We start from the raw sequence: 25,999 nt of genomic DNA, 5'->3' as shown, positions 1-25,999 counted from the left end.
CGGCGGGGTTGGCGTTGTCGTCTTTTTATTACCACACGGCCGCGCTCCGGGGGGGGGGGGCGCCCCCCCGCCCGCCCCCCCCCCCCGCCGCATTCGGGCACCGGTCATGCCCGATCCCACGTCCCGCACAGCAGCGCCCCAGGTCCCAGACGGGCACGCCCCGGCACGACCGGGCACATGCGGGCAGCATCGGGTTGGCAACAGGCCTGGTCAGCGACGTGCGCCGGAGGTACAACTTCCCCCATGGCCCGAACGGGCAGTTCCACAGGGAGGTGGGTGCCGGCATGAGCACCAGGACGGCGGAAGAGCGCCAGCGCGAGATCGTGCGGGCCGCCCGGACCACCGGTTCCGTGGACGTCACCGCGCTCGCCGCCGAACTGGGCGTGGCCAGGGAGACCATCCGGCGCGACCTGCGCGCCCTGGAGGACCACGGGCTGGTGCGGCGCACCCACGGCGGCGCCTACCCGGTGGAGAGCGCCGGTTTCGAGACCACGCTCGCGTTCCGGTCGACCAGCCACGTCCCGGAGAAGCGCCGGATCGCCTCCGCCGCCGCCGAACTGCTGGGCGACGCGGAGACCGTCTTCGTCGACGAGGGCTTCACCCCCCAGCTCATCGCCGAGGCGCTGCCCACGGACCGGCCGCTGACCGTGGTCACCGCGTCCCTGCCGGTGGCGGGCGCGCTCGCGGAGTCCGAGAACGCCTCCGTCCTGCTGCTCGGCGGCCGGGTCCGCTCCGGCACCCTCGCCACCGTCGACCACTGGACGACGAAGATGCTCGCCGGCTTCGTCATCGACCTGGCCTACATCGGCGCCAACGGCATCTCCCGCGACCACGGCCTGACCACGCCCGACCCGGCGGTCAGCGAGGTGAAGGCGCAGGCGATCCGGGCCGCGCGCCGCACCGTGTTCGCCGGCGTGCACACCAAGTTCGGAGCGGTCAGCTTCTGCCGGTTCGCGGAGATCGGCGAGCTGGAGACCATCGTCACCAGCACCCTGCTGCCCGCCTCCGAGGCCCACCGCTACTCGCTCCAGGGCCCGCAGGTCCTCCGCGTCTGACACCGGGCCGACCGAACCGTCCGTCCGACCGCAGCCCCCAACGGCACCCCGCCCGCCCAGGCGCGCCCCTTATGTACCCATAAGTTCTTCAGATCTCCCCATCAGTTCTCCAGGAGTACCCCATGCGAACCCAGAGCCGACGAACGCCCCGCGCCCTGTTTGCGGTGGCCGCCGCAGGAACGCTGACCACCTCGCTGCTCGCCGGCTGCTCGGGCGCCGGCGCCGGCGGCGGTTCCTCCGCCCACTCCATCAACGTCCTGATGGTGAACAACCCGCAGATGGTGGAGCTGCAGAAGCTCACCGAGGCCGGCTTCACCAAGGACACCGGGATCAAGGTGAACTTCACCGTGCTGCCCGAGAACGACGTCCGCGACAAGATCAGCCAGGACTTCGCCAACCAGGCCGGCCAGTACGACGTCGCGACCCTCTCCAACTACGAGATCCCGATCTACGCCAAGAACGGCTGGCTGGAGCCGATCGACTCGTACGTCGAGAAGGACACCGCCTTCGACCAGCAGGACATCCTCAAGCCGATGCAGCAGGCCCTCACCGCGGCGGACGGCAAGCTCTACGGCGAACCCTTCTACGGCGAGTCGTCCTTCCTGATGTACCGCAAGGACGTCTTCCAGAAGAAGGGGCTGACCATGCCGGCCCATCCCACCTGGCAGCAGGTCGCCGACCTGGCCGCCAAGGCGGACGGCGCGGAACCGGGGATGAAGGGCATCTGTCTGCGCGGGCTGCCCGGCTGGGGCGAGATGCTGGCGCCGCTGACCACGGTCGTCAACACCATGGGCGGCACCTGGTTCGACAAGGACTGGAAGGCCCGGCTGGACGCCCCGGAGTTCAAGAAGGCCACGCAGTTCTACGTCGACCTGGTCCGGCAGCACGGTGAGGCCGGCGCCGCGCAGTCCGGCTTCGCCGAGTGCCTGAACGACACGACCCAGGGCAAGACCGCGATGTGGTACGACGCCACCTCCGGCGCGGGTTCGCTGGAGGCCGCCGGCTCCCCGGTGAAGGGCAAGATGGGCTACGTCCCGGCGCCGGTCGACAAGACCGACAGCTCCGGCTGGCTCTACACCTGGGCGTGGGGCATCCAGAAGGCCTCCAAGAACCCCGACGACGCCTGGAAGTTCATCTCGTGGGCGTCGAGCAAGGACTACGAGAAGCTCGTCGGCGAGAAGGCGGGCTGGGCCAACGTGCCGGCCGGCAAGCGCACCTCGACGTACGACATCCCGCAGTACCGCAAGGAGGCGGCCGCCTTCGCGGACGTCACCCGGGACGCCATCGCCGGTGCCAAGCCCAACGACCCGGGTGTGCAGCCGCGGCCCGCGCCCGGCATCCAGTTCGTCGACATCCCCGAGTTCACCGACCTGGGCACCAAGGTCTCCCAGGAGATCAGCTCCGCCGTCGCCGGCCAGCAGTCCGTGGACGACGCGCTGAAGAAGGCCCAGAAGCTCGCCGAGGCCGTCGGCAAGAAGTACGAGGGATCATGACCGCCACCGCCTCCCCCCGGGTCGCCGCCGCCTCCGCGCGGCCGGCGCCCCGGCCCCCGTCCGACCGTCTGCGGGCCTGGGCCACCCGGGCACCGCTGCTGCCCGCGCTGGTCTTCATGATCGTGGTGACCCAGCTGCCGTTCGTGGCGACCGTGGTGATCTCGTTCTTCGACTGGAACGCGCTCTACCCGAAGGACCGCCACTTCACCGGTGTCGACAACTACCGCCAGGTCCTGACCGACCCGGACCTGCGCCATTCGGTGTGGACGACGGTCCTGCTGACGGTCACCGTGGTGCTGGTCAGCCTGGTCCTGGGCCTGGTGGTGGCGCTGCTGCTGAACCGCAGGTTCCGGGGCCGCGGCGTGGTCCGCACCCTGATGATCGCGCCGTTCCTGATCGTCCCGGTCGCGGCCGCGCTGCTGTGGAAGCACGTCCTCTACAACCCCGAGTACGGCCTGCTCAACGGCCTGCTGCACTACGTCGGCGGCCCCCAGCCGGACTGGATCTCGGACAACCCGCTGCTCGCGGTCGAAGCCGCACTGGTGTGGCAGTGGACGCCGTTCATGATGCTGATCCTGCTGGCCGGACTGCAGAGCCGCGACCAGCAGCAGCTGGAGGCGGCCCGGGTGGACGGCGCGAGCGACTGGCAGATCTTCCGCTACCTGACCCTCCCGCATCTGCGCCGGTACCTCGAACTCGGCGGCCTGCTGGGCTCGATCTACATCGTGCAGAACTTCGACGCGGTCTTCACGATCACCTCCGGCGGCCTGGGCACCGCCAACCTCCCCTACACCGTCTACCAGAGCTTCTACCAGGCCCACGAGAACGGCCTCGCCTCGGCCGCCGGCGTCGTGGTGGTCATCGGCTCGATCATCATCGCGACCTTCGCCCTGCGTGTGGTGTCGTCGCTGTTCCGCGAGGAGGTGGCGCGCGCATGAACACCGCCCTGAACGTCGTACGACGAGGCGGACTCGGGCTGCTCGCGTGGCTGACCGGGATCGTGTTCTTCCTGCCCATCGCCTGGATGGCGCTGACGTCCTTCCACTCCGAGTCGGACGCGGCGACCAACCCGCCGTCCTTCACCGCCGCCCTCACCCTGGACAGCTACCGCGAGTTCTTCGGCGTCGGCGGTGGCGCGAGCCCGTGGCCCGCACTGATCAACTCGGCGATGGCGTCGGTGGTCTCGACGCTCTTCGTCCTGCTGCTGGCCTTTCCGGCGGCGTACGCGCTGTCGATCCGGCGGGTCAGGAAGTGGACGGACGTCCTGTTCTTCTTCCTCTCCACGAAGATGCTGCCGGCCGTGGCGGGCCTGCTGCCGATCTACCTCTTCGCGAAGAACGCCGGGATGCTCGACAACATCTGGCTCCTGGTCATCCTCTACACCTCCATGAACCTCCCGATCGCGGTGTGGATGATGCAGTCCTTCCTCGCCGAGGTCCCGGTCGAGGTCATCGAGGCCTCGCGGGTGGACGGGGCCCGGCTGCCGACGATCCTCGCGCGCGTGGTCGCCCCCATCTCCCTCCCGGGCGTCGCCGCCACCGCGCTGATCTGCTTCATCTTCAGCTGGAACGAACTGCTCTTCGCACGCGTGCTGACGGGCGTGGTCGCCGAGACCGCCCCCGTCTTCCTGACCGGCTTCATCACCAGCCAGGGCCTGTTCCTGGCGAAGGTGTGCGCCGCGTCGCTCGTCGTCTCCCTGCCGGTGCTCGCCGCGGGGTTCACCGCCCAGGACAAACTGGTCCAGGGCCTGTCGTTGGGAGCCGTGAAATGAAGGCCGCCGTCATCGAGTCCGTGGGCCGTGCCGTCGTCACCGAGGTCCCGGACCCGACCCCCGGCCCCCGCGAGGTCGTGGTGGAAGTGGCCGCGTGCGGGCTGTGCGGCACCGACCTGCACATCCTCCAGGGCGAGTTCGCCCCCAAGCTGCCGATCGTGCCCGGCCACGAGTTCGCCGGCGAGGTGGTCGGCGTCGGCACCCAGGTGACCGAGGTGGCGGTCGGCGACCGGGTCGCGGTCGACCCGTCCCTGTACTGCCACGAGTGCCGGTACTGCCGGGACGGCCACAACAACCTCTGCGAACGCTGGGCCGCGATCGGCGTGACCGTGCCGGGGGGCGCCGCGCAGTACGCGCTCGCCCCGGTCGCCAACTGCGTGAAGCTCCCCGAGCACGTCCGCACCCAGGACGCGGCCCTGGTCGAGCCGCTGTCCTGCGCGGTACGCGGCTACGACGTGCTCAACTCCCGCCTGGGCGCGCACGTCCTGATCTACGGCTCCGGGACCATGGGCCTGATGATGCTGGAACTCGCCAAGCGGACCGGCGCGGCGAGCATCGACGTGGTCGACCTGAACCCGGCCCGGCTGGAGACCGCCCGCGCGCTGGGCGTCTCGGCGTCCGCCGCGAACGCCGACGAACTGGACCGGCCGCGGGGCTGGGACGTGGTGATCGACGCGACCGGCAACGCGGCGGCGATCCAGGACGGCCTGGAGCGGGTCGCGAAGGCCGGCACCTTCCTCCAGTTCGGCGTCGCCGACTACGCGACCCGGGTGACGATCGACCCGTACCGCATCTACAACCAGGAGATCACCATCACCGGCTCCATGGCCGTCCTGCACAGCTTCGAGCGCGCGGCGGAGCTGTTCGCGAACGGAGTCCTGGACCCGGAGGTCTTCATCAGCGACCGCCTGCCGCTGGACAGCTATCCGCAGGCGCTGGAGCAGTTCGCGGCGGGGGTGGGCCGGAAGATCGTCGTCGTCCCCTGAGCCCGATCGCGGGCTTGCCTGGGCCGATCGGGGGACACCGGGAGGACCGCCCGACGGTAAGGGAACGGTAAAGCGGTGTTGTTCGTTCACGCGGCATGACAGCTATGACCCCTGGCTCGAACATCCCTCTTCCCGTCTCCCGGGTGGCGGTGGACGTCGCCGCCCCGGTGCGGCTCGACGTGTCGGGCCTGCTGCTCACCGGCGACGGCAAGGTGCGCTCCGACGACGACTTCATCTTCTACAACCAGCCCGCCGGCCCGGGTGTGACGTACCGCTCCGGCGGCGGTACGTCCCCGGACGCGATCACCGTCGACACGTCGGCCGTGCCTCCCGGCATCGAGAAGATCGTCGTCACCGCGAGCCCCGACGCCGCAGGTCAGACCTTCCAGGGCATCGAGCCGACGGCGACCATCCGCAACGCGGCCGACGGCTCGGTGCTGGGCACGTTCACGCCTCCGCGGCTGGGCACCGAGACGGCCCTGGTGGTCGTCGAGATCTACCTGCGCAACGGCGCGTGGAAGGCCCGCGCGGTCGGCCAGGGGTACGCCAACGGCCTGGCCGGCATCGCGACGGACTTCGGCGTGACGGTGGAGGAACCGGCGGCGGCCCCGGCCCCGCAGCCCACCGCTCCCCCGGTCGTGGCCCCGCCCGTCCCCGCAGCACCGCCCGCACCGCCCGCGCCGGGCGCCGGGAAGATCAACCTCGACAAGGGCAGGGTCAGCCTCCAGAAGAACCAGACCGTGTCCCTGGTCAAGGGCGGCAGCCCGCTGCTCTCCCTGGTCCACATGGGCCTGGGCTGGGAGCCGGCGTACCGCGGCAAGGACATCGACCTGGACGCCTCGGTCATCGCCTACGGTCCGCAGCGCGACCACGTCGACAGCTGCTACTTCGGCAAGCTGTCCATCCTCAGCGGCGCCATCAAGCACTCCGGCGACAACCTCACCGGTGAGGGCGGCGGCGACGACGAGGTGATCGTGGTCGACCTCGGCCGGATCCCCCCGCAGGTCACCGGCCTCGTCTTCACCGTCAACTCCTTCTCCGGCCAGAAGTTCACGGAGGTCGCCAAGGCCTACTGCCGGCTCCTGGACGCCGCGACCGGCGAGGAACTGGTCCGCTTCGACCTCACCAACGCGGAGGCGCAGACCGGCGTGATGATGGCCAAGCTGGTCCGCCAGTTCTCCGGCGAGTGGGACATGACGGCACTGGGCGAGTTCGTGAAGGCCCGGACGGTACGGAACATGGTGAAGCCCGGCGCGCAGGCGCTGTAGCGGGCAGGGGTGTGGCCCGCATCCCCCGTGCGGGTACGGGCCACGCTCATGGGCCGACGACGGTCAGGCGGCCGTCGCCCACGGCCAGTCGGCGTCCCGGGCGGACTCCAGCAGCGGCACCATCCGGAAGGACGCGTCCGAAAGACCCCCGAAGGTGTGCCGGCCGGCGCTGCCCGACGGGCCGTGGCCGACCCGGTAGCCGGCCAGGTTCCAGGTGTAGACCGGGATGTGCGCCGGGACCTGCCGGGTGGGGTCGCCGTCCCGGTGGTGCGCGTACTGCTCGTCGGTGACGATCAGCACCCGGTCCTGCCCCCGGTAGTGGGAGCGGATCGCCGAGGTGGTGTCGGTACCGCCCAGCGAGCCGAACCGGCCGAGGACCCTCAGCACCGACTCGCCCCTGCCGAACGCCAGCCGCCTGCTCGTGGTACCGAACTCGACGAGGTCCGCGTCCGCCGCCCGCAGCGCGAGCGCCGTACCGAAGATCGCCGCCGCGTCGGCCCGGTTGAGCCGCGAGCGGTCGGACAGCGGGCCCCACATCGAGCCGGACCGGTCGACCAGCACCAGTGTCCGCCCCGGCAGCGCGGGCACGTTGGCCAGCGAGTGGCCGAGCGCCCGCTCCAGCGGACAGGACCAGCGCAGCGACGGGGCGTGCCGGTAGGCGGCGAGGTACCGGAACGGGAACTGCCGCGAGCGCGCCACCTCTGCCGGGTCACTGATCCGGGCCGCGACCTGGGCGGCCACCTCGTCGCAGACTCCCGCCGCGTCGAAGTTCCGCAGGTTGCGCACGAGCGCCATGGCCCCCATGGACGGGATGACCGCCTCCCAGGCCGCCCGGTCCATCGGTCCCTGGAGCCAGCCGGCCAGCGCCTCCCAGGTGATCCCGGCCGCCGCGAGCCGCTCGGCGCCACCGGGCTCGGTGACGACCGCGCGCCGCCGTGCGACGGGCAGCGCCATCAGTTCGCGGTGCGCGGCGAGCACCGGGCTCGACGCGGGCGGTACGGCCGTGTCCGGGTGGTGCCGCCGGTCCAGCGCGTACCGGAACAGCTCGCCCTGCCACGGCTTGTCCGGGTCCGGCGCCGCGTGCACCAGGTTCAGGATGTCGCCGAAGCGGTACCCCTTGGCCGCGGTGTCGTACTTGAGCAGCGACTGGCCGTGGTAGAGCCGCCGTACGGCGTCGGCGATCCCCCGCTTGACGGGCTTGGGGACGGCTCGGCCGTAGACCGCCGTCCAGTAGGCGAGGAACTCGCCGGGCTCGTCGGGCCGCCGCAGCACGCAGGCGACGACCTGCCGGTTCGCGGGGCCCTCGGTGGCGCCCGTGGTCAGGCGTGCGTGCACGTACTCGGCGGCGCCCACGAGGGAGGCGGTCCGCATGCCGCCCTCGCCGCGCAGCCAGCCGAGCAGGCCCGCGGTCCAGGCCGGATCGGTGACGGCGAGCTCACGGACGAGCTTCGCGTACCGGTCGTCGCGGTCGGCACCGTTCTCGTAGAAGGTCTGCTGCGAGACGAGGTTGGCGAGGGCGAGCAGGAAGAGCTCGGAACGCGCGTCCCGCTCCCGGCCGCGGCCGCCCTGGTAGGTACGGAGTACGTTTCCGGTCGAGGTGACCCGCGAAACGGGCTGTGCCCGGGCCGCCTTCGTGTTGAATCGCGCCATGGTGAATCCCCCGGATTCATGGGAGCCCGGGAAAAGGCGCGGCAAGTGGAGGGTGCCCGAGATCAGGATTCGGCGACGGGACGTCGACCTGGCGCGTCTTCCTTTCCGCCACATCGGCCCTGAGCCGACGACGGGATTCGAACCCGCACCCTCTTTCGAGGACCAGGGCCCTGAAGTATCCGCTGCCTGCGCACCGGGCACCCACCACTGGCTGCGCCTCCCGAGTCCAGTGACACACGCACCGGGAGGTGCATGAAGTTCTTGGTGTCCAGAGTTCAAGGCCGGCGGAACCGACGTAGGTGCTCTGGCCCCTGAGCTACACCGGCGCGTTGTACCGGTGGCGGGACTCGAACCCGCGGCCGCCCCATTATGAGTGGAAGTAGGTCCTGCCTTCGCACCTGGACGTTCATCACCTTAGGAGGCGTGCCGCGGGTCGGGCGAGCGAATTAGTCATCCGCGCTTCTGCCGCTTCCAGGGCCCCGTGATCGCGAGCATGATGCCCGGGGTCTGGATGTTCGCGTAGAGGGTCCTGCCGTCGGGCGAGAAGGTGACGCCGGTGAACTCGCTGTATTCCGGTTCCTCTTCGGTGCCGGCGTTCAGTTCGTTGCGGGCGATGGGGTAGGTGCGGCCGCTTTCGGTGGCGCCGAACAGGTGCTGGATGCCCTCGCCGTCCTCGGCGATGACCAGGCCGCCGTACGGGGAGACGGTGATGTTGTCCGGGCCGTCGAAGTCGCCGTCCGCGGACGGGTCGGGGTTGACGCCGATGAGGACCTTCAGGGTGAGGGTGCGGCGCTTGGGGTCGTAGAACCAGACGGCGCCGTCGTGCTGGACGGGGCTCTCCGCGCGGGCGTAGGAGGAGACGATGTACACGCCCCCGTCACCCCACCACATGCCCTCCAGCTTGCGGGCGCGGGTGACCTGGCCGGCGGTGAACTGCTTGCGGACCGAGGTGGTCTTCGCGTCGCGGTCCGGGACCTCGGTCCAGTCGACGCCGTACACGGTGCCGATCTTCGTGGCCCGGGAGAGGTCGTCGACGAACACCCCGCCGGAGTCGAAGCACTTGAAGGCCTGGAGCGTGCCCGCGTCGTCGGCGAGGGTGCGCAGCCGGCCGCGGCCGTGGTGGAAGTGCTCGGGCGGGGTCCAGCGGTAGAGCAGGCCGTTCGGGTTGGACGCGTCCTCCGTCAGGTAGAGGTGGCCGCGCTTGGGGTCGACGACGACGGCTTCGTGGGCGTACCGGCCCAGCGCCCTGATCGGCTTGGGGTCGCGGTTGGCCCGGCGGTCCTGGGGGTCGACCTCGAAGACGTAGCCGTGGTCCTTGGTCATGCCGTTGACGCCGGCCCTGTCCTCGGTCTCCTCGCAGGTGAGCCAGGTGCCCCAGGGAGTGTTGCCGCCCGCGCAGTTGGTGGCGGTGCCGGCGATGCCGACCCACTCGGCGACCTTGTCGTGGCGCACCTCCACCACGGTGCAGCCACCGGCGGCCGCCGGGTCGTAGACGAGCCCCTCGGTGAGCGGCACCGGGTGGGTCCAGTTGGCGCGGGGGCCGGCCAGTTCGTGGTTGTTGACGAGGAGGGTGGCGCCGCGCGGGCCGTCGAAGGTGGAGGTGCCGTCGTGGTTGGAGGGGGTGAACTCGCCCGTCTCCAGCCGGGTCCTGCCGCTGTACGTGATGACGCGGTACTTGAAGCCGGCGGGGAGGGCGAGGATGCCGTCGGGGTCGGGGAGCAGCGGTCCGTAGCCGACGCCGCCGTGTCCGTGGCCGTGCCCCGCCTCGGCCGCGCCGGGCGCCTCGGTCTCGGTGGAGGCGAGGGCGTTCGGGGCGGTGGCGAGGGCGCCGACGTTGCCGGCCAGCGCCACTCCGGCACCGGTGATCGCGGTTTTCCTGGCGAAGTCCCTGCGGGTGAGCGACATGGTGTCTCCTGTGACGGTCGTGGGGCCGTGGCGGGTGGCGGACCTCAAGTCGGCGCACACGCTCCCGTCCACACCTGAACTCCGCCTGAACGGAGGGCGACATCGGCTTCGCGTCTTCCACGAATCCGTATGCGCCGTCCTACGGAACCCAAAAGTCACACCCGGCAGCCCGCCGGGAACCCGCCGCGGACCGTGCCGGCCGTCGGCGACCGCACTCCCTCCTGGCCGCCCGGGGCCGCTACCCCCCTTGCTGCGACCGGGCCTTGAACGCCGCCTTACGGGCCTCCTTGGCGACCTTCTTGTCCGGGTGCAGGCGTCCCATGGCCTCCAGGACGTCAGCCGTGTCCGGGTGCTCGACCCGCCAGGCCTCGGCGAAGAACCCGGCGTGCTGCTGGGCCAATCCCTCGACCAGGGCCTGCAGTTCCTCGGAGTTGCCCTCGGCCGCCAGCTGCGCCGCGACCGTGTCGATGGTCAGCCAGAAGATCATGTCCGGCGAGGGCGCCGGCACGTCGGCGGCGCCGCGTTCGGCCAGCCAGACCCTGGCCAGCCCGCCCAGCTCGGGGTCGCCGAGGACCTCGCGGAGCGCCGGTTCGGCCTCGGCGCCGACCAGCGACAACGCCTGCTGGCAGCGGAGTCTGCGCAGCGGCGCGCCCGCGTCCTCGCCGCGCGCGGCGGCCAGCAGCTCCCGGGCGGCGGCGAGGGATTCACGCCGGTCCAGCCACTGCTCGATCTCGGCCTGCGCGGCCCCCTGCGGATACGCGGCCATCCCGTCGAGCAGGGCGTCCGCGCCCTTGTCGGCGAGCTCCCCGACCGCCGGCGCCTCGAACCCGGCTTCCAGCAGTCGCGTCCGCAGCCCGTACGCGCCGAGCGGGGTGAGCCGCACCATGCCGTACCGGGTGACGTCGCTCTCGTCGACCGGTCCGGCGGCCGGCTCCTCCTCGGCGTCGGCCATGAGCGCCTCGTCGACCGGCTGGTACGCGACGAGTCCGACCGGCTCCAGCATCCGGAACTGGTCGTCGAGCCGCATCATCGCGTCGGAGACCTGTTCGAGCACGTCGTTGGTCGGCTCCCCCATGTCGCTGGGCACGATCATCGACGCGGCGAGCGCGGGCAGCGGCACGGGCGCCTCGCCGGGACCGTCCTCGCTCACCGTCAGCAGGTACAGGTTGCCGAGGACGCCGTCGAGGAATTCCGCCTCCGCCTCGGGGTCCCAGTCGAGTGACGAGAAATCGACCTCGCCGCCCTCGTCGAGCGCGTCGACAATTCCGTCCAGGTCGGGCACGCTCGCGTCACCGATCACGGTCTCCAGCGCGGCCAGCCAGACCGCGAGGACGTCGTGCGGCGAGCCCGCGGTGAGCAGTGTCAGCTCCTCCCCGGCCGCCACCGTCCCGGCCTCCTCGTCGACGATCTCGACGAGCCCGGAGTCCAGGGCGATCCGCCAGGCCTCGGCGGCGTACGCGGCGGCGTCGTCCCCGGTGAGCCCGAGCAGCTCGGCCGCGGCCGGGAGCTGCTCCTCGGCCAGTCCGCCACCTGCGTCGACGCGGGTGTCGGGGCCGGCCCAGCGGGCGAGCCGGGCCGCCCGGGAGAGCAGCGGCGTGGCCAGCGCGGCGCGTGCCAGCTCCGCTTCGGGACGCAACCGCACCGGCGGCAGGGGGGAGCTGTCTGACATCGGGTGGTTCTCCTCGGACGCCTCTACGGTCGTACGACGACATGGACTCCGTACGACGGCCGTACGACCATCGGGACGCCGTACGCCTCAGCCGCTCAGCCTAGACGGATTTCGACCCATGCCGCCCGGTTCATCTCCCGGCCGGGTTGCCCGCATGGCCGAAACCTTGACAACTCCCCTGCGCAGGTACGAGATTGACGCGCGTAGAAATCAGGGGGACAAGTGTTCACTCGTGGTCTACGCGTGTCATGCCCATTCCATGACGCCCCTTCGTCCCGGCACCGTTCATGTCCCCGGAGGGATTTCCTTGCCGAGCAGGTCTTCCGCGCGTCTCGCCGCGCTCACCGTCGCCGCCGTCTGCAGCGCGGCGTCCACCGTCGCCCTCACCTCGCCGGCCCAGGCCGACGGGCTGCGCATCCATGACGTCCAGGGCGCCACGCGCGTATCGCCGTACGCCGGGCAGAAGGTGACGGACGTTCCCGGCATCGTCACCGCCACGCGCACCTACGGCTCCTCGCGGGGTTTCTGGCTCCAGGACCCGGCTCCGGACGCCGACCCGGCCACCAGCGAGGGCGTCTTCGTCTTCACCAGCTCCACCCCGAAGGTCGCGGTGGGCGACTCCGTCACCGTCACCGGCACGGTCTCCGAGTACGTCCCGGGCGGTGCCGCCACCGGCAACCAGTCGCTGACCGAGATCACCAAGCCGACGGTCACCACGGTCTCCACCGGCAACGCGGTCCCCGCACCGGTCGTGATCGACAAGAAGTCGGTGCCGGCCGAGTACACCCCGGCGGGCGACACGGCCGCGGCCGGCTCGGTCAACGGCCTCACCCTCCGGCCCACGAAGTACGCCCTGGACTACTACGAGTCCCTGGAGGGCATGAACGTCCAGGTCCGCGACACCCGCGTGATCACCGCGACCGACCCGTACGCCGAGCTGTGGGTCACGGTCAAGCCGCACGAGAACCGCACGGTCCGCGGCGGCTCGCTGTACCGCTCCTACGACGACCAGAACACCGGCCGCCTCCAGATCCAGTCCCTGGGCGCGACCGCCGACTTCCCGGTGGCGAACGTCGGCGACACGCTGGCCGGGCCCACGACCGGTCCGATGGACTACAACCAGTTCGGCGGCTACACCCTCGTCGCGAGCGAGCTGGGCGCCCTCAGGAGCGGCGGCCTGCAGCGCGAGACGACGAGGAAGCAGTCGAAGAACGAGCTGGCCGTCGCCACGTACAACGTCGAGAACCTCGACCCCTCCGACGGTACCTTCGCCGCCCACGCCGCCGCGATCGTGAACAACCTGCAGTCGCCCGACATCGTGTCCCTGGAGGAGATCCAGGACGACAACGGCGCCACGGACGACGGCACGGTCGCCGCCGACGTGACGGTGAACAAGCTGGTCGACGCCATCGTCGCGGCCGGCGGCCCGAGGTACGACTGGCGTTCCGTCAACCCGGTCAACGACCAGGACGGCGGCGAGCCCGGCGGCAACATCCGCCAGGTCTTCCTCTTCAACCCCGAGCGGGTGTCCTTCGTCGACCGCGCGGGCGGCGACTCCACCACCGCGGTCGGCGTCACCGAGGTGCACGGCCAGGCGCGGCTGACCGCCTCGCCGGGCCGCATCGCCCCGGCGGACTCCGCCTGGACGGCCAGCCGCAAGCCGCTGGCCGGCGAGTTCGCCTTCCGCGGCAGGACCGTCTTCGTGATCGCCAACCACCTGAACTCCAAGGGCGGCGACCAGGGCCTGACCTCGCAGTACCAGCCGGTGACCCGGAGCTCGGAGGTCCAGCGCCACGCGCAGGCGACGCTGGTCAACGCCTTCGTCAAGAGCATCCTGGACGTCCAGAAGGACGCGAACGTCATCGCGCTCGGTGACATGAACGACTTCGACTTCTCCGGCACCACCAAGATCCTGGAGAGCCACGGCGCGCTCTGGTCGGCGATCCGGTCGCTGCCGACGAAGGAGCGCTACACCTACGACTACCAGGGCAACGAGCAGGTCCTGGACCAGATCCTGATCAGCAAGGAGATCCGCCGCGGCGGCGACTTCGAGTACGACAGCGTGCACGTCAACTCGGAGTTCCACGACCAGATCAGCGACCACGACCCGCAGGTGCTGCGCTTCCGCCCCTGACGACCGCGGTTCAGGACTGGCTGAACACCCCGTTCAGCCAGTCCTGCCAGGCGCTCTCGTTCGCCTCGGCGTCGGCGTCCGGTGCGAAGTCGTGGATGCTGATGCCGACCGGGGCGCCCCAGTGGTTGCGCCCGAAGAACCGGACGAGGGCGTCGTCGGTGCGCAGCCCGATGAAGTACGGGTTGCGGTAGTCGACCACCGCCTCCAGAGTCCGCCCGCCGGGCCCCCGGACACTCGCCTTCGCGCCCTCGGCCAGGTCGTCCGGCAGGCCGAGCGCGCGGCCCACGGCCTCGAAGGCGTCCGGCGCCTGGGCCGCCCGCCCCCCGTCGAGCTGCGCGAAGGTGACCGGGCGGGGCGCGAAGTGGACCAGGTACTCGCGCAGGGTGTGCAGATAGAAGTCGGTGTGCCGGCTCGCACCGTCGTACTGGTTGTCCCAGTCGTCGGTGAAGATCCCGCTGTGGACGTAGCGCACCCAGGCCCGGCGGCCGCCGTCCCGCGGCTCGATCACGTGCTCCAGCTGGTTGGCGCTCTGCGTCGGGAACCCGACGTCCTCACTGCGGACGATCAGGTGGTGCGGCGGCTCGTAGGCGGTCACGGTCGAGCCGAAGGCCGCCGCGCCGCCCACCCGGGGCTCGGGCGGATCCATCGGCCACAGGTAGGCGCCGGAGCCGTTGGTGATCGCCTCCCACACCTCCTGGGGCGTGGCGTCGACCTCGAACTCGCGGGCGATCTCGAATTCCTTGGACATGTCTGGGCTCCTGCTGCCTACTGATCCGGTTCGGGGGTGGCCGTGGACCGGTCCACGGCCACGGGGTGCGGGTCGGCCTTGACCGTGGGGTGGAGGGCGACGACGATCCGGTGGTCCCGGCCGCCCTCCGTGCCGGGTGCGTCGTACTTGCGGATGAGCGCGCTCACGCCCGCCGTCAGCTCCTGCACGAACGCCGCGCGGTCTGCGGCGGAGGCGAAGCGCACCTCGCCGTCCAGCGCGTAGGTCGCCAGCCGCCTGCGGGCCTTGGCGGCACCACTGATCAGGGTGCCGACGTCGCGCACCAGACGGGCGCCGACCGCGAGCAGCCAGCGCGCGGAGAGCTGGTCGCGGAAGCGGTCCGGGTCCGGCTGTACGGCGGGCAGGGCGGCCGGCGAGATGACGTACGACGCGGCGGTCGCGCGCATCAGCCGCTCGGTGACATTGCCCTTGCGCCGCTCGCCCGCCAACTCGACCAGGCCGTGCCGCTCCAGCGTCTTGAGGTGGTAGTTCACCTTCTGCCTGGGCAGCCCGACCCGGCCGGCCAGCATCGCGGCCGACGCGGGCGCGCCTGCCAGTTCGGCGAGCAGCCTGGCCCGTACGGGGTCCAGCGACACCGCCGCGGCCTCGGGGTCCTCGATCACGGTCACGTCCAACATGACTCCACCCTCCCACCGAAAACTTTTCTTGTCCAGACGGATCTGGTTTTCGGTGAGAGGGCGGAGAGAGAGCCGCCGAGCCGCCCTCAGCGGCGTCGGGCCCGGCTCATCACGCCGGCCACGACGGCACCGGCGACGGCGAGGGCGGCGCCCGCGATCAGCATCGGACGGGAGGAGCTCCGGGTTGACCGCAGGGCGCCGCGCGCGGACCGCGGGAGGTGCTCCTCCGCTGCGCGGCCCGCCTCGACGGCCTTCTCGGAGGCCACGTGGCCAGCCCGCTCCGCCTGCTCCTGGACGACGTGTCCGGCCCGCAGCGCCCGCTCCAGCAGCACGTGCCGCGCCTTCGTCAACTGCTCCTGGGTACCGTGGCCGCCCTTCGCCGCCCGGTCCTGGGCGTGGTGGCCGGCCCGGGTGGCACCCGCGCGCAACTGGACGGTCAGCGCACCGGCCTTGTCCTTGAGGTCGGCCGCGCGGGCCTGGGTACGCCCCCTGAGGTCGGCCTTCGCCGCCAACGCACCCGCGGAGTCGGCGAGTCGGGCCCCCGTTCCGTGTGCGGTCCTCTTCGTCATGGCTACTGCCTCTCCTGGTCTCGTCGGCGTCCGCTCGTACCTGCGGACCTTCCGGGTACCCGGATCGCCGACGGTCAGGCGGGGCGGGCGGCACGGCCAGCCCGCGCACGCAACGACTTAGCGTTCCTAAGACGTACAGCACAGAAGAATTAAGTGGAGCTAAGCCATCGCGCTGCCGAGACTAACCCCCATGACACCCATGACACCCACGACACCCGTCACGAACCCACCCGGCACCGCCGGCCCGCGCCGTCCCTTCGGCCGCACCCTCTGTGCGATGGTCACGCCGTTCACCGGCACCGGCACGCTGGACCTCGACGGCGCCCGGCGGCTGGCCGCACGGCTGGCCGCGGACGGCTGTGACGGCCTGGTGCTCAACGGCACCACCGGTGAGTCGCCGACCACCACGGACGCCGAGAAGAGCGAGCTCATCTCGGCCGTCCGGGAGGCGGTCGGCGAGGGGGTGGTGCTGGTGGCGGGCGTGGGCACCGCGGACACCCGGCACACCGTGGAGCTCACGCGCGCGGCCGAGAAGGCGGGCGCGGACGGCGTGCTGGTGGTGTCGCCGTACTACAGCAGGCCGCCGCAGGACGCGCTGGAGGCGCACTTCCTGGAGGTGGCGGGGGCGAGCGGGCTGCCGGTGATGCTGTACGACATCCCCGGCCGCACCGGCACCCGCATCGAACCGGAGACGCTGGTCCGGCTCGCCGCGCACCCCGCGATCGTGGCGGTGAAGGACTGCTCGTACGACTTCCTCGGCACCCAGAAGGTGCTGGCGCGCACGGAACTGGCCTACTACGCGGGCTGCGACGAGCACGTCCTCGCCCTGTACGCGGTGGGCGGCGCGGGCTGTGTCAGCACGGTCGCGAACGTGGTGCCGGACCGGGTCGCCGCGATCCTCGACGCGTTCGACGCCGGTGACACCGCCCGCGCCGCCGAACTGCAGCGGCGGGCCGTGCCGTTGATCGAGGCGATGACGGCCGCGGGCCTGCCGGGCACGGTCACCTCGAAGGCGCTGCTCAACGCGCTCGGCCGGCCGGCGGGCCCGGTACGGGCACCGCTGCGGTCCGCCGGCCCGGAGGCGGCCGACGGGCTGCGGGCGGTGTACGAGGAGTTCGCGGCCGGCTGATCAGCGGCGGGCGAAGACGGGCTGCCACGCCTTCAGGTCGTCGTACATCTCCTTCTGGACACCGCTCAACGGCACGGTCCTGTCGCTGCCGATCGTCACCAGCACGAGCCGGGCGCGGTACGGCTCGTCCAGGCCACTGGCCCGCTCCCAGGCGATGAGCCGCCGGTCGTCGGCCCAGGCGAGCAGGTTGCCGCCGCGGACCTTGGTGATCTCCTTGCCGGTGCGGGGATCACGGATCGAGGAGTACGACTTCCCGGGGGCGACCTCCCTGGTCAGACCGAGCGCGGCGAGCCGCCCGTTCGGCGACAGCCGTGCCTCGACGTCCGTCCGCAGGTACCGCTCGTCCGCCGGCGCGGCGATCCTGCCGCCGTCGAGGCCGTAGAACTGCTGCTTCCCGTCCCGGTCCCCGATGACCTGGGCGTACACCTGGCCGCCGGTGCGGCTGTAGGAGAAGTCCGCGCGCGGGAGGGTGTCGCTGCCGGACGCGACACCCGTCCAGGTGCCCTCGCCGGAGGCCACGTCGATGTCGTAGAAGCCCGTCCGGCCGGACGTGGTGAACGCCGGCCCCCAGCCCCAGCCGCCCTTGAAGTTCCGGACCTTGGCGCGCGCGTCGGGGTTCGCGTCGTACGTCGTCGCCAGCAGCCTGGTCCCGTCCTGCGAGAAGGCCAGTCCGCCGACCCCGTGCCCGACCGGGATCCACCGCTCGACCTTCCTCGTCGCGAGGTCGAGCAGGCCGATCCGGCGCACGGGCAGGGTCTGCTCGAGCACGGCGGCCGTCCGCAGGCCCGGCGCGACCGCGACGAAGGCCCACCGGGGGTCCTTCACGTAGGTGCCGGTCGCCTGGTCGAGCAGCCGGTACGTGCGCACGCCTACACCCTTGTCGTCCGTCAGCGGCACGGTCCGCCAGGTGTAGTACGCGGCGAGCGCCGTCCGCCCCGCCGCGATGAACTCGCGCGGCGGCGACTGGTCCGGGTGCCCGGTGATCCCGTCCCGCTGCACGGCCCCGGACGGACGCACGTCGCTCTTCCCGGAGTCCAGCAGCGGCACCGCCACCGCGACCGCGACCACGGCGGCCGTCGCGGCGGCCACGGAGGCGAGCCTGCGGGCGCGGCGGCGCCGGCGGACGGCCAGCACCCGGTCGGCGAAGCCCGGTCCCGCGGGCGGCTGTGCAACGGCCAGCTCCCGCAGGGAGTCCCGCACGAGTTCCTCGACGTTCACGGCCGCACCTCCACGGGCGAGTAGTCACGGGACGGCGGCTGCGCGCGGCCGGGGTCCGGGTCGAGGGCGGCCAGTTCGGGTGCGAGGGTGCGCAGCCGGGCCAGGGAGCGGTGGGTGGTGGACCGTACGGTGCCGACGGAGCAGCCGAGCAGCCGGGCCACGTCGGCCTCCGGCAGGTCCTCGAAGTAGCGGAGCACCAGCACGGTGCGCTGACGGGCGGTGAGCCGGGCCAGGGCCGCGCGCAGTACGAGCCGCAGTTCGGCGGTGGACGCGGCGTCGGGGGCCGACGGGCTCTCCGGGGGTTCGGCGACGCTGAGTTCACGCCGCCGCCACTTCAGGCGCCAGCGGCTGATCTGCTGCCGGTAGAGGATCTGCCGTACATAGGCCTCGGGTTCGTCGATCCGCCGCCAGCGGCCGGCCGCCTTGATCAGCGCGTTCTGCAGCAGGTCCTCGGCCGCGTGCCGGTCGCCGCCGGTCAGCAGCACGGCGGTTCTCAGCAGCGCCGAGGACCGGCCGTCCACGAACTCCCGGAAGCTCTCGCCCAGTTCCGCATCCATCGTCACCTTCTCTTCCCCCGGGCCCACCTCGTGTCCGGGCCCCGCACCCGTGGTGACGCGTGCGGAGCGGCCGCGCTATGCCTGTCCGGCGCGGATTTTATTCACCGGTGTCACGGCCGCCCGCTGCCCTACGTTGTCCCCATGAGCCGCCCCCTGTTGTTCCTGGACGTCGACGGCCCCCTCAACCCGTACGCGGCACAGCCGGAGCGGCGCCCGGAGGGCTACACGACGGTCCGGGCGACCGTCCGCCCCGGGCGTCCGCTGCGGGTGTGGCTGAACCCGTCCCACGGCCCGGCACTCCTCGCCCTCGGCTACGACCTGTGCTGGGCGACCACCTGGATGGCCGAGGCGAACCACTGGATCGCCCCGGTCGTGGGCCTGCCCGAGCTGCCGTACGTCGACTTCGGCAAGGAACTGCTGGCGCATCGGCCCGACGGGGTGCACTGGAAGACGGCGGCGATCCTCGCGTACGCCGGGGGCCGGCCGTTCGCCTGGGTGGACGACGAGCAGACCCCGGCGGACACCCGCTACGTCCACGCCCACCACCCCGGGCCGGCCCTGCTCCACCACGTCGATCCCCGTGTCGGCCTGCGGGCGGGCGACTTCACCGCGCTGACGGAGTACCGGAATTCCCTCCCCCACGACGACTGAGCGCCCCTCCGGTCCCCCGGAAGGACGCTCGGCCCGGCGAGGGCTTCCGTCAGTTGTGGCTGTGCAGGATCTCGTTCAGGCCGTCCCAGACCGCGTTGTTCGGGCGGGCCTCGACGCTGCCGGTGACCGAGTTGCGGCGGAAGAGGATGTTGGAGGCACCGCTCAGTTCGCGGGCCTTGACGATCTGGCCGTCGGGCATGGTGACCCGGGTCCCGGCCGTGACGTACAGGCCGGCCTCGACCACGCACTCGTCGCCGAGGGCGATGCCGACGCCCGCCTCGGCGCCGACCAGGCAGCGCTCGCCGATGGCGATGATCACGTTGCCGCCGCCGGACAGGGTGCCCATGGTGGACGCGCCGCCGCCGATGTCGGAGCCGTTGCCGACCACGACACCGGCCGAGATGCGGCCCTCGACCATCGAGGTGCCGAGCGTGCCGGCGTTGAAGTTGACGAAGCCCTCGTGCATGACGGTCGTGCCCTCGGCGAGGTGCGCGCCGAGGCGGACCCGGTCGGCGTCGGCGATGCGCACGCCCTTGGGGACGACGTAGTCCGTCATCCGCGGGAACTTGTCGATCGAGGTCACCTGGAGGTGCAGGCCCTCGGCGCGGGCGTTCAGCCGGACCGTCTCGATCTCGTCGACGGCGACCGGGCCGAGGGAGGTCCAGGCGACGTTGGCGAGGAAGCCGAACTGGCCGTCCAGGCTCAGGCCGTGCGGCTTGACCAGACGGTGCGAGAGCAGGTGCAGACGCAGGTAGACGTCGTGCGCGTCGATCGGCTTCTCGTCGACCGAGGCGATGACCGTACGGACCGCGACGACCTCGACGTTGCGGCGGGGGTCCGGGCCGACCGCCTTGGCCGCGCCCTCGCCGAGGAGTTCCACGGCCTGCTCGGCGGAGAGCGTCTCGGTGCCGGCCGGGCCGGGCTCGGCGACCAGCGCGGGGGCGGGGAACCAGGTGTCGAGAACGGTGCCGTCGGCGGCGACGGTGGCGAGCCCGGCGGCCACGGCGCCGGTGGGACGAAGAGCAGTCGTGTCGGTCATGAGGGCAACCTAACCGGCCGGGGGCCGGGGAGGCGAACCAGCGTGCGGGGCGTCTCGGCAGCCGGGCCGTGAAGCCCGGCCGGGCGGCCCGCACCCCCCTGCGGTGCGGGCCGCCCGGGAGCGGGGGGTGGGGTCAGGAACACTCGCCGGCCTTGTCCACCACCGCCGTCGTGACCAGTTCGTCGGCGTCGGCGACCTTGCCGTCCACGAACCGGCGCCGTCCCACGACGTGGTAGGTCCGCGGGTCGATCAGCGTCTGTTTCACCAGACTGGGCCTGAGCTCGGCCTTGTTCCGGGGCAGTTCCGGGTCGTCCACGGCGAGGCAGTCGGTCAGGGCGACGGCTTGCGGCCGGTGACCGTGTCGACCAGGTGGTCGGTGACGTTCCCCTTGACCAGCAGCGCGAGGCGCGCGGTACAGCGAGGCCAGCGCCGCGGGCGGCATGGGTCTGTGACCGAGGAGGGCGCTGATCTCCCTGTAGTCGTCCCACGCCCGGCCCCCGGGCCCCTTCACTCCGTCGTCGCTGATGGCGTTCCAGTCACGGAGGGCTCTCCCTGATGCGTCGGTGCGTGCGGGTCGCCGGGAAGGGGGCGGGGGACGCGTTCCGTCCGGCTCAGGGAATCACGCGGCCCAGCACCTCTCGCGCGTACCGCTCGTCGTAGGGGGTCCCGGTCAGCAGCACCTGGAGGCAGATCCCGTCCATCAGCGCGACCAGTGCCCGCGCGGTGACCGGGTCGGTGCGCCGGGCCAGCCGTTCCGCCAGGTCGTCGGCCCACTCGGCGGCGACCGGTCGCAGCGCCGGGCGTCGCAGGGCGGCGAGGTAGAGCTCGTACTCCAGCTCCACGGCGGTACGGTCCCCGCTCAGCCAGTCGCCGAGGATCCGGGCGAGGGCGGTGACGAGATCCGCCGCGGGGTCGTCCAGGCCGCCGTACGCGGCGACCACCTTGGCGAAGCCCTCGTTGGCCTGCCGCAGCGCGGCGACCATCAGTTCGTCGAGGGTCGTGAAGTGGTACGTCGTGGAGCCGAGCGGCACGTCCGCGGCGGCTGCGACGGAGCGGTGGGAGAGCCCGGCGAGCCCTTTCTCCCCCACCACGCGGATCGCCGCCTCGATGATCCGCTGCCTGCGGTCGGGATCGTAACGGCGTGGCATCAGTGCGCGCCTCCCAGGTTGAGGACCACCACTCCGCAGACGATGAGCACGATCCCGGCGACCTTGACCAGGCTCAGCCCTTCCCCGAACAGCAGCAGGCCGAGCACGGCGATGGCCGCGGTGCCCACGCCGGACCAGATCGCGTACGCCGTGCCGATCGACACGGTCTTCAGCGTCGCTGCCAGCAGCAGGAACGACAGGAGGTATCCCAGTGCCGTCACGAGCGAGGGCCAGAGCCTGCTGAAGCCCTCGCTGTACTTCAACGCCGTCGTCGCGGCGACCTCGGCGGCTATGGCGCCGGCGAGCGTCAGGTATCCCATGTGTACGAGTGTACGCACCGTTGTGTACGGCCGTACACAACACCCGTGTCGCACTGCGGGCACGGGTGCGCATCGGGATCCGCGGCCGAACTCCCCCACGTCACGCAAAGATGTTCAACTCTCATGGAAACCGCTCACTGAAACGACTCCCCGTGGCCGTGCGACTCTACTAGTGTGTGCACCTCGGTGACCCACCATCACTTCACACTCCATCCACACCACCCTCACACCCCCGGCTGCCGCTGCCCTGGCGCCGCTGGAGGAAAAAGCGCATGCCACAAACCACCCCCCAACCCCCGCCGCACCCCTCCTGGGAGAACGGCTGGGTCCCCGACACCTCCCGGCCTCCCGGGACCCGGAGGCTCTGGCTGGCCGGCACGCTGGCGACAGCCACGGTCGTCGCCTGCGTCACCGCGACAGCCGTCAGCCACCACCCATCTGATCAGACGTCAGCCGCCCCGTCGGCCGGCGCGGCCCTCGACCACGGCCCCGGGCTGCTCTCCTTCGCCTCACCGACGGCGCCGGGACCGGCCGTACCCGGCAAGGACAAGTCGGGCATGCCGACGACCTCGCCGACCGTGTCCGCCTCCGCCACGGCGTCGGCCACGGCACCCGGCACCACCGCGAAGACCTCGCCGTCCAGCACGAAGCCGACCAAGTCCGCCCCTTCCAAGGGAAGTCCGGGCGGCACAGGCGGCTCGGGCGCGTCCGCACCGCAGTCCCCCACCCTCAGGTCGGTCCGCTCGGTCAACTACCCGGACCGCTACTGGCAGGTGAGCGACGGTTACGTGAAGCTCGACCCGGCCGGCGGCTCGGAGTCCCGCGGGGACTCCACGTTCACCGTCGTCAACGGCCTCGCGAACAGCTCCTGCTACTCGTTCCGGACGTCCGACGGGAAGTACCTGCGCCACCGCGACTTCGTGCTGCGCGCCGACCGCAGCGACGGCTCGTCCCTCTTCCACCAGGACGCCACCTTCTGCGCCCGGACCTCGGCCTACTCCGGCGCGGTCCTGCTGGAGTCGGTGAACTACCCGGGCCGTTTCCTGCGCCACCAGAACTTCCAGCTGAAACTGGTCTCCTACCAGAACAGCGAGCTCTACCGAGCGGACTCGGCGTTCCGCCTGGTGGATCCCCTGTCGTGAAGCACGCGAAAGCGGCGGCACCCGACCGGTGCCGCCGCTTTCGTGTGTGCGGGTCTCAGACGTTGAACCCGAGCGCCCTCAGCTGCTCGCGGCCGTCGTCGGTGATCTTGTCGGGGCCCCACGGGGGCATCCAGACCCAGTTGATGCGCAGTTCGTTGACGAGGCCGTCCGTGGCGGACTTGGCCTGGTCCTCGATCACGTCCGTCAGCGGGCAGGCCGCCGAGGTCAGGGTCATGTCGATCGTCGCGATGTTCGCGTCGTCGATGTGGATGCCGTAGATCAGGCCGAGGTTGACCACGTCGATGCCCAGCTCGGGGTCGACGACGTCGTACAGGGCCTCGCGGAGTTCCTCCTCGGAGGCCGGCTTCATCTCAACGGTCTCGCTCATGCCGTCTTCCTTTCGGCGTCGGCCGCGCCGCCCAGCGCCTGAGCCGTCGCGTCCTTCCACGCCATCCAGCTCAGGAGGGCGCACTTGACCCGGGCCGGGTACTTGGAGACACCGGCGAACGCGACCGCGTCCTCCAGCACCTCCTCCATCGAGTCATCGGGTTCGAGCTTGCCCTTGGACTGCATCAGCTCCAGGAAGGTCGCCTGGATCCGCTGCGCGTCGGCCAGCTCCTTGCCGACCAGCAGGTCGTTCAGTACGGAGGCGCTCGCCTGGCTGATCGAGCAGCCCTGGCCCTCGTACGAAACGTCCTCGATCGTCGTGCCGTCGTACTTCACGCGGAGGGTGATCTCGTCGCCGCACGTCGGGTTCACATGGTGCACCTCGGCGTCGCCATCCCTGAGACCACGCCCGTGCGGGTGCTTGTAGTGGTCCAGGATGACTTCCTGGTACATCGAGTCCAGCTTCACGGTCTCAGTTCACGCCCTTCAGCCGAAGAAGTTCCGTACGTGCTCCAGCCCCTCGACCAGTGCGTCGATCTCGGCCGGCGTGGAGTACAGATAGAACGACGCTCGCGTGGTCGCAGGAATTCCGTACCGCAGGCAGACCGGACGCGCGCAGTGATGGCCGACCCGGACCGCGATGCCCTGCTCGTCGAGGACCTGGCCCACGTCGTGCGGGTGGATGTCGCCGAGGGTGAAGGAGATCGCGGCGCCCCGGTCCTCGGCCGTGGTGGGGCCGATGATCCTCAGATCGGGGACCTCGGCGAGCCGCCGCACCGCGTAGTCGGTGAGTGCGTGCTCATGGGCGAGGACCTTGTCCATGCCGATGGCGTTCAGGTAGTCGATGGCCGCGCCGAGACCGACCGCCTGGGCGATCGGAGGGGTGCCCGCCTCGAACTTGTGCGGAGCGGGAGCGTAGGTCGACGAGTGCATCGACACGGTCTCGATCATCTCGCCGCCGCCGAGGAACGGAGGCAGGTCCTCCAGGAGTTCCTGGCGGCCCCACAGGACACCGATGCCGGTCGGGCCGCACATCTTGTGGCCGGTGAAGGCGACGAAGTCGGCCTGCAGGGCCTGGACGTCGAGAGGCATGTGAGGTGCGGCCTGGGACGCGTCGATGCAGACCAGCGCGCCGACCTCCTGGGCGCGGCGGACTATCGCCTCGACCGGGTTGACGGTGCCCAGGATGTTTGACACCAGCACGAAGGAGACGATCTTCGTCTTCTCGGTGATGATCTCGTTGATGCCGGACAGGTCGAGGCGGCCGTCGTCGGTGAGGCCGAACCACTTCAGCTTCGCGCCCGTGCGCTGCGCGAGCAGCTGCCACGGCACGATGTTGGAGTGGTGCTCCATCTCCGTGATGACGATCTCGGTCTCGTGGTCCACCCGGTAGGGCTCGTCGGCCCAGCCGAGCATGTTCGCCACGAGGTTCAGGGACTCGGAGGCGTTCTTCGTGAAGATCACCTCGTCGCGGCTGGGCGCGTTGATGAACTCCGCGACCTTGTCACGCGCACCCTCGTACAGCGCCGTGGCCTCCTCGGCGAGCACATGCACACCGCGGTGGACGTTGGCGTTGTGACGCTCGTAGTACTCGCTCAGGGCGTCCAGCACCTGGCGCGGCTTCTGCGAGGTCGCCGCGTTGTCCAGGTAGACGAGCTTCCGATCGTCGTGGACCAGTCGGTCCAGGACGGGGAAGTCCTTGCGGATCGCCTCGGTGTCGAGGAGGCCCGGCAGCTGTGTCACGCGGATGCGCCGCCCTTCGTGTATGCCTCGTAGCCCTCGTTCTCCAGCTTGTCGGCGAGTTCGGCGCCGCCGGACTCGACGATCCGGCCGCCGGAGAAGACATGGACGTAGTCGGGCTTGATGTAGCGCAGGATGCGCGTGTAGTGCGTGATCAGCAGGGTGCCGACCTCACCGGTCTCGCGGACGCGGTTGACACCCTCGGAGACGATGCGAAGGGCGTCGACGTCGAGGCCCGAGTCCGTCTCGTCGAGAATCGCGATCTTCGGCTTGAGCAGTTCGAGCTGAAGGATCTCGTGGCGCTTCTTCTCACCGCCGGAGAAGCCCTCGTTGACGTTGCGCTCGGCGAAGGACTGGTCCATGTGGAGGCGCTCCATGGCCTCCTTGACCTCCTTCACCCAGGTGCGCAGCTTGGGGGCCTCGCCGCGGATGGCGGTGGCGGAGGTGCGCAGGAAGTTGGAGACCGACACGCCGGGGACCTCGACCGGGTACTGCATCGCCAGGAACAGGCCCGCGCGGGCGCGCTCGTCGACGGACATCTCCAGGACGTCCTCGCCGTCGAGGGTGACGGTGCCGCTGGTGACCGTGTACTTCGGGTGACCCGCGAGCGAGTAGGCGAGGGTCGACTTGCCGGAGCCGTTGGGGCCCATGATGGCGTGCGTCTCGCCCTGCTTCACGGTCAGGTCGACGCCCTTGAGGATCTCCTTCGTGGCGTTGTCGGCCTCGACGGTGACGTGCAGGTCTCGGATTTCAAGCGTTGCCAT

General features: G+C 71.1%; 26 protein-coding genes. 10 read left to right on the top strand and 16 right to left on the bottom strand.

Translation table 11 applies throughout. From position 1 onward, the window contains the following. Positions 1-284 precede the first annotated feature (284 nt). The 6 genes from ACFXI4_RS04630 to ACFXI4_RS04605 all read left to right on the top strand — a co-directional run bounded on the left by ACFXI4_RS04630 (position 285) and on the right by ACFXI4_RS04605 (position 6,573). Positions 285-1,055 (top strand): DeoR/GlpR family DNA-binding transcription regulator, encoded by a 771-nt coding sequence (locus ACFXI4_RS04630; protein ID WP_384988142.1) that lies wholly within the window; start codon positions 285-287, stop codon positions 1,053-1,055. 122 nt (positions 1,056-1,177) lie between these two features. Further along, entirely contained in the window at positions 1,178-2,548 is a 1,371-nt protein-coding gene (locus ACFXI4_RS04625) for an ABC transporter substrate-binding protein (protein WP_384988140.1), read from the top strand. Next, positions 2,545-3,486, top strand: a complete 942-nt coding sequence (locus ACFXI4_RS04620; RefSeq protein ID WP_384988138.1) for a carbohydrate ABC transporter permease — start codon at positions 2,545-2,547, stop codon at positions 3,484-3,486. Before ACFXI4_RS04625 ends, ACFXI4_RS04620 begins: the two co-directional genes overlap by 4 nt. Then, positions 3,483-4,319: a carbohydrate ABC transporter permease gene (locus tag ACFXI4_RS04615; protein WP_384988136.1), complete on the top strand. Its 837-nt coding sequence runs from the start codon at positions 3,483-3,485 to the stop codon at positions 4,317-4,319. Before ACFXI4_RS04620 ends, ACFXI4_RS04615 begins: the two co-directional genes overlap by 4 nt. After that, positions 4,316-5,305, top strand: coding sequence for a zinc-dependent alcohol dehydrogenase family protein (locus ACFXI4_RS04610; RefSeq protein WP_362725147.1), 990 nt, complete (start codon positions 4,316-4,318; stop codon positions 5,303-5,305). The genes ACFXI4_RS04615 and ACFXI4_RS04610 overlap by 4 nt, the downstream gene beginning before the upstream one ends. Before the next feature lie 104 nt (positions 5,306-5,409). Then, positions 5,410-6,573, top strand: coding sequence for a TerD family protein (locus ACFXI4_RS04605; protein WP_384988134.1), 1,164 nt, complete (start codon positions 5,410-5,412; stop codon positions 6,571-6,573). Between the two features lie 63 nt (positions 6,574-6,636). Here the strand turns inward: ACFXI4_RS04605 and ACFXI4_RS04600 are convergent, their stop codons facing one another. The 3 genes from ACFXI4_RS04600 to ACFXI4_RS04590 all read right to left on the bottom strand — a co-directional run bounded on the left by ACFXI4_RS04600 (position 6,637) and on the right by ACFXI4_RS04590 (position 11,797). Then, positions 6,637-8,223 (bottom strand): TROVE domain-containing protein, encoded by a 1,587-nt coding sequence (locus ACFXI4_RS04600; protein ID WP_384988132.1) that lies wholly within the window; start codon positions 8,221-8,223, stop codon positions 6,637-6,639. A 450-nt stretch (positions 8,224-8,673) separates the two neighbouring features. Further along, a complete protein-coding gene (locus tag ACFXI4_RS04595; RefSeq protein ID WP_384988130.1) occupies positions 8,674-10,128 on the bottom strand; it encodes an alkaline phosphatase PhoX in 1,455 nt (484 codons plus the stop codon). 238 nt (positions 10,129-10,366) lie between these two features. After that, complete coding sequence (locus tag ACFXI4_RS04590; RefSeq protein ID WP_384988128.1) at positions 10,367-11,797, bottom strand: hypothetical protein; 1,431 nt, start codon at positions 11,795-11,797, stop codon at positions 10,367-10,369. Positions 11,798-12,104: 307 nt separating this feature from the next. On the opposite strand from ACFXI4_RS04590, the gene ACFXI4_RS04585 reads away from it, so the two are divergent. Then, entirely contained in the window at positions 12,105-13,931 is a 1,827-nt protein-coding gene (locus ACFXI4_RS04585) for an endonuclease/exonuclease/phosphatase family protein (RefSeq protein WP_384988126.1), read from the top strand. A 10-nt stretch (positions 13,932-13,941) separates the two neighbouring features. Here the strand turns inward: ACFXI4_RS04585 and ACFXI4_RS04580 are convergent, their stop codons facing one another. The 3 genes from ACFXI4_RS04580 to ACFXI4_RS04570 form a co-directional block, all read right to left on the bottom strand. Beyond that, positions 13,942-14,679 (bottom strand): SRPBCC domain-containing protein, encoded by a 738-nt coding sequence (locus tag ACFXI4_RS04580; protein ID WP_384988124.1) that lies wholly within the window; start codon positions 14,677-14,679, stop codon positions 13,942-13,944. Positions 14,680-14,696: 17 nt separating this feature from the next. Further along, a complete protein-coding gene (locus ACFXI4_RS04575; protein WP_384988122.1) occupies positions 14,697-15,335 on the bottom strand; it encodes an ArsR/SmtB family transcription factor in 639 nt (212 codons plus the stop codon). Between the two features lie 86 nt (positions 15,336-15,421). After that, positions 15,422-15,904 carry a hypothetical protein gene (locus ACFXI4_RS04570; RefSeq protein ID WP_384988120.1) on the bottom strand — a complete coding sequence of 161 codons (483 nt, stop codon included), beginning with the start codon at positions 15,902-15,904 and terminating at the stop codon, positions 15,422-15,424. Between the two features lie 199 nt (positions 15,905-16,103). Here ACFXI4_RS04570 and dapA point away from each other — a divergent pair, with 199 nt between their 5' ends. Next, on the top strand, positions 16,104-17,033 hold the full coding sequence (gene dapA, locus ACFXI4_RS04565) for a 4-hydroxy-tetrahydrodipicolinate synthase (protein ID WP_384988319.1): 930 nt from the start codon (positions 16,104-16,106) through the stop codon (positions 17,031-17,033). Here the strand turns inward: dapA and ACFXI4_RS04560 are convergent, their stop codons facing one another. Beyond that, complete coding sequence (locus ACFXI4_RS04560) at positions 17,034-18,251, bottom strand: WD40 repeat domain-containing protein (RefSeq protein WP_384988118.1); 1,218 nt, start codon at positions 18,249-18,251, stop codon at positions 17,034-17,036. It abuts the gene before it with no gap. Beyond that, entirely contained in the window at positions 18,248-18,808 is a 561-nt protein-coding gene (locus tag ACFXI4_RS04555) for a SigE family RNA polymerase sigma factor (RefSeq protein WP_384988318.1), read from the bottom strand. The genes ACFXI4_RS04560 and ACFXI4_RS04555 overlap by 4 nt, the downstream gene beginning before the upstream one ends. 141 nt (positions 18,809-18,949) lie before the next feature. On the opposite strand from ACFXI4_RS04555, the gene ACFXI4_RS04550 reads away from it, so the two are divergent. Further along, positions 18,950-19,459, top strand: a complete 510-nt coding sequence (locus tag ACFXI4_RS04550; protein WP_384988116.1) for a hypothetical protein — start codon at positions 18,950-18,952, stop codon at positions 19,457-19,459. A gap of 49 nt (positions 19,460-19,508) precedes the next feature. Here ACFXI4_RS04550 and dapD read toward each other — a convergent pair whose 3' ends face one another. The 4 genes from dapD to ACFXI4_RS04530 all read right to left on the bottom strand — a co-directional run bounded on the left by dapD (position 19,509) and on the right by ACFXI4_RS04530 (position 21,966). Beyond that, positions 19,509-20,498, bottom strand: coding sequence for a 2,3,4,5-tetrahydropyridine-2,6-dicarboxylate N-succinyltransferase (dapD, locus tag ACFXI4_RS04545; RefSeq protein WP_384988114.1), 990 nt, complete (start codon positions 20,496-20,498; stop codon positions 19,509-19,511). Positions 20,499-20,631: 133 nt separating this feature from the next. Then, positions 20,632-20,814: a hypothetical protein gene (locus ACFXI4_RS04540; RefSeq protein ID WP_384988112.1), complete on the bottom strand. Its 183-nt coding sequence runs from the start codon at positions 20,812-20,814 to the stop codon at positions 20,632-20,634. Positions 20,815-21,109: 295 nt separating this feature from the next. Continuing rightward, positions 21,110-21,646, bottom strand: coding sequence for a TetR/AcrR family transcriptional regulator (locus ACFXI4_RS04535; protein ID WP_384988110.1), 537 nt, complete (start codon positions 21,644-21,646; stop codon positions 21,110-21,112). Next, positions 21,646-21,966, bottom strand: coding sequence for an SMR family transporter (locus ACFXI4_RS04530; RefSeq protein WP_362721396.1), 321 nt, complete (start codon positions 21,964-21,966; stop codon positions 21,646-21,648). The genes ACFXI4_RS04535 and ACFXI4_RS04530 overlap by 1 nt, the downstream gene beginning before the upstream one ends. Before the next feature lie 272 nt (positions 21,967-22,238). Between ACFXI4_RS04530 and ACFXI4_RS04525 the strand changes: the two genes are divergently transcribed. After that, positions 22,239-23,108, top strand: a complete 870-nt coding sequence (locus ACFXI4_RS04525; RefSeq protein WP_384988108.1) for an AbfB domain-containing protein — start codon at positions 22,239-22,241, stop codon at positions 23,106-23,108. Between the two features lie 55 nt (positions 23,109-23,163). Here the strand turns inward: ACFXI4_RS04525 and ACFXI4_RS04520 are convergent, their stop codons facing one another. The 4 genes from ACFXI4_RS04520 to sufC are packed head-to-tail and all read right to left on the bottom strand — an operon-like array spanning position 23,164 to position 25,999. Continuing rightward, positions 23,164-23,496, bottom strand: coding sequence for a metal-sulfur cluster assembly factor (locus ACFXI4_RS04520; protein ID WP_037743875.1), 333 nt, complete (start codon positions 23,494-23,496; stop codon positions 23,164-23,166). After that, positions 23,493-23,963 (bottom strand): Fe-S cluster assembly sulfur transfer protein SufU, encoded by a 471-nt coding sequence (gene sufU / locus ACFXI4_RS04515; RefSeq protein WP_362721405.1) that lies wholly within the window; start codon positions 23,961-23,963, stop codon positions 23,493-23,495. The genes ACFXI4_RS04520 and sufU overlap by 4 nt, the downstream gene beginning before the upstream one ends. Positions 23,964-23,981: 18 nt before the next feature. Then, on the bottom strand, positions 23,982-25,238 hold the full coding sequence (locus tag ACFXI4_RS04510; protein WP_362721408.1) for a cysteine desulfurase: 1,257 nt from the start codon (positions 25,236-25,238) through the stop codon (positions 23,982-23,984). Then, the gene (sufC, locus tag ACFXI4_RS04505) at positions 25,235-25,999 is read right to left on the bottom strand and encodes a Fe-S cluster assembly ATPase SufC (RefSeq protein ID WP_384988105.1); all 765 of its coding nucleotides are present in this window, start codon (positions 25,997-25,999) and stop codon (positions 25,235-25,237) included. Before sufC ends, ACFXI4_RS04510 begins: the two co-directional genes overlap by 4 nt.

The sequence above is a fragment of the Streptomyces sp. NPDC059224 genome (assembly GCF_042754285.1).
In the GTDB taxonomy this organism is placed as follows: domain Bacteria; phylum Actinomycetota; class Actinomycetes; order Streptomycetales; family Streptomycetaceae; genus Streptomyces.
This window is presented reverse-complemented; position numbering and strand designations above follow the sequence as displayed.

What these genes read in the sequence shown, in the direction of transcription:
- ACFXI4_RS04520 (WP_037743875.1), bottom strand. Translation starts at nt 23,496, where the DNA reads ATGAGCGAGACCGTTGAGATGAAGCCGGCCTCCGAGGAGGAACTCCGC.
- ACFXI4_RS04555 (WP_384988318.1), bottom strand. Translation starts at nt 18,808, where the DNA reads ATGGATGCGGAACTGGGCGAGAGCTTCCGGGAGTTCGTGGACGGCCGG.
- ACFXI4_RS04610 (WP_362725147.1), top strand. Translation starts at nt 4,316, where the DNA reads ATGAAGGCCGCCGTCATCGAGTCCGTGGGCCGTGCCGTCGTCACCGAG.
- sufC (WP_384988105.1), bottom strand. Translation starts at nt 25,999, where the DNA reads ATGGCAACGCTTGAAATCCGAGACCTGCACGTCACCGTCGAGGCCGAC.
- ACFXI4_RS04625 (WP_384988140.1), top strand. Translation starts at nt 1,178, where the DNA reads ATGCGAACCCAGAGCCGACGAACGCCCCGCGCCCTGTTTGCGGTGGCC.
- ACFXI4_RS04595 (WP_384988130.1), bottom strand. Translation starts at nt 10,128, where the DNA reads ATGTCGCTCACCCGCAGGGACTTCGCCAGGAAAACCGCGATCACCGGT.
- dapD (WP_384988114.1), bottom strand. Translation starts at nt 20,498, where the DNA reads ATGACCGACACGACTGCTCTTCGTCCCACCGGCGCCGTGGCCGCCGGG.
- ACFXI4_RS04525 (WP_384988108.1), top strand. Translation starts at nt 22,239, where the DNA reads ATGCCACAAACCACCCCCCAACCCCCGCCGCACCCCTCCTGGGAGAAC.
- ACFXI4_RS04530 (WP_362721396.1), bottom strand. Translation starts at nt 21,966, where the DNA reads ATGGGATACCTGACGCTCGCCGGCGCCATAGCCGCCGAGGTCGCCGCG.
- ACFXI4_RS04605 (WP_384988134.1), top strand. Translation starts at nt 5,410, where the DNA reads ATGACCCCTGGCTCGAACATCCCTCTTCCCGTCTCCCGGGTGGCGGTG.
- dapA (WP_384988319.1), top strand. Translation starts at nt 16,104, where the DNA reads ATGACACCCACGACACCCGTCACGAACCCACCCGGCACCGCCGGCCCG.
- ACFXI4_RS04580 (WP_384988124.1), bottom strand. Translation starts at nt 14,679, where the DNA reads ATGTCCAAGGAATTCGAGATCGCCCGCGAGTTCGAGGTCGACGCCACG.
- ACFXI4_RS04615 (WP_384988136.1), top strand. Translation starts at nt 3,483, where the DNA reads ATGAACACCGCCCTGAACGTCGTACGACGAGGCGGACTCGGGCTGCTC.
- ACFXI4_RS04550 (WP_384988116.1), top strand. Translation starts at nt 18,950, where the DNA reads ATGAGCCGCCCCCTGTTGTTCCTGGACGTCGACGGCCCCCTCAACCCG.
- ACFXI4_RS04620 (WP_384988138.1), top strand. Translation starts at nt 2,545, where the DNA reads ATGACCGCCACCGCCTCCCCCCGGGTCGCCGCCGCCTCCGCGCGGCCG.
- ACFXI4_RS04590 (WP_384988128.1), bottom strand. Translation starts at nt 11,797, where the DNA reads ATGTCAGACAGCTCCCCCCTGCCGCCGGTGCGGTTGCGTCCCGAAGCG.
- ACFXI4_RS04535 (WP_384988110.1), bottom strand. Translation starts at nt 21,646, where the DNA reads ATGCCACGCCGTTACGATCCCGACCGCAGGCAGCGGATCATCGAGGCG.
- ACFXI4_RS04570 (WP_384988120.1), bottom strand. Translation starts at nt 15,904, where the DNA reads ATGACGAAGAGGACCGCACACGGAACGGGGGCCCGACTCGCCGACTCC.
- ACFXI4_RS04575 (WP_384988122.1), bottom strand. Translation starts at nt 15,335, where the DNA reads ATGTTGGACGTGACCGTGATCGAGGACCCCGAGGCCGCGGCGGTGTCG.
- ACFXI4_RS04630 (WP_384988142.1), top strand. Translation starts at nt 285, where the DNA reads ATGAGCACCAGGACGGCGGAAGAGCGCCAGCGCGAGATCGTGCGGGCC.
- ACFXI4_RS04600 (WP_384988132.1), bottom strand. Translation starts at nt 8,223, where the DNA reads ATGGCGCGATTCAACACGAAGGCGGCCCGGGCACAGCCCGTTTCGCGG.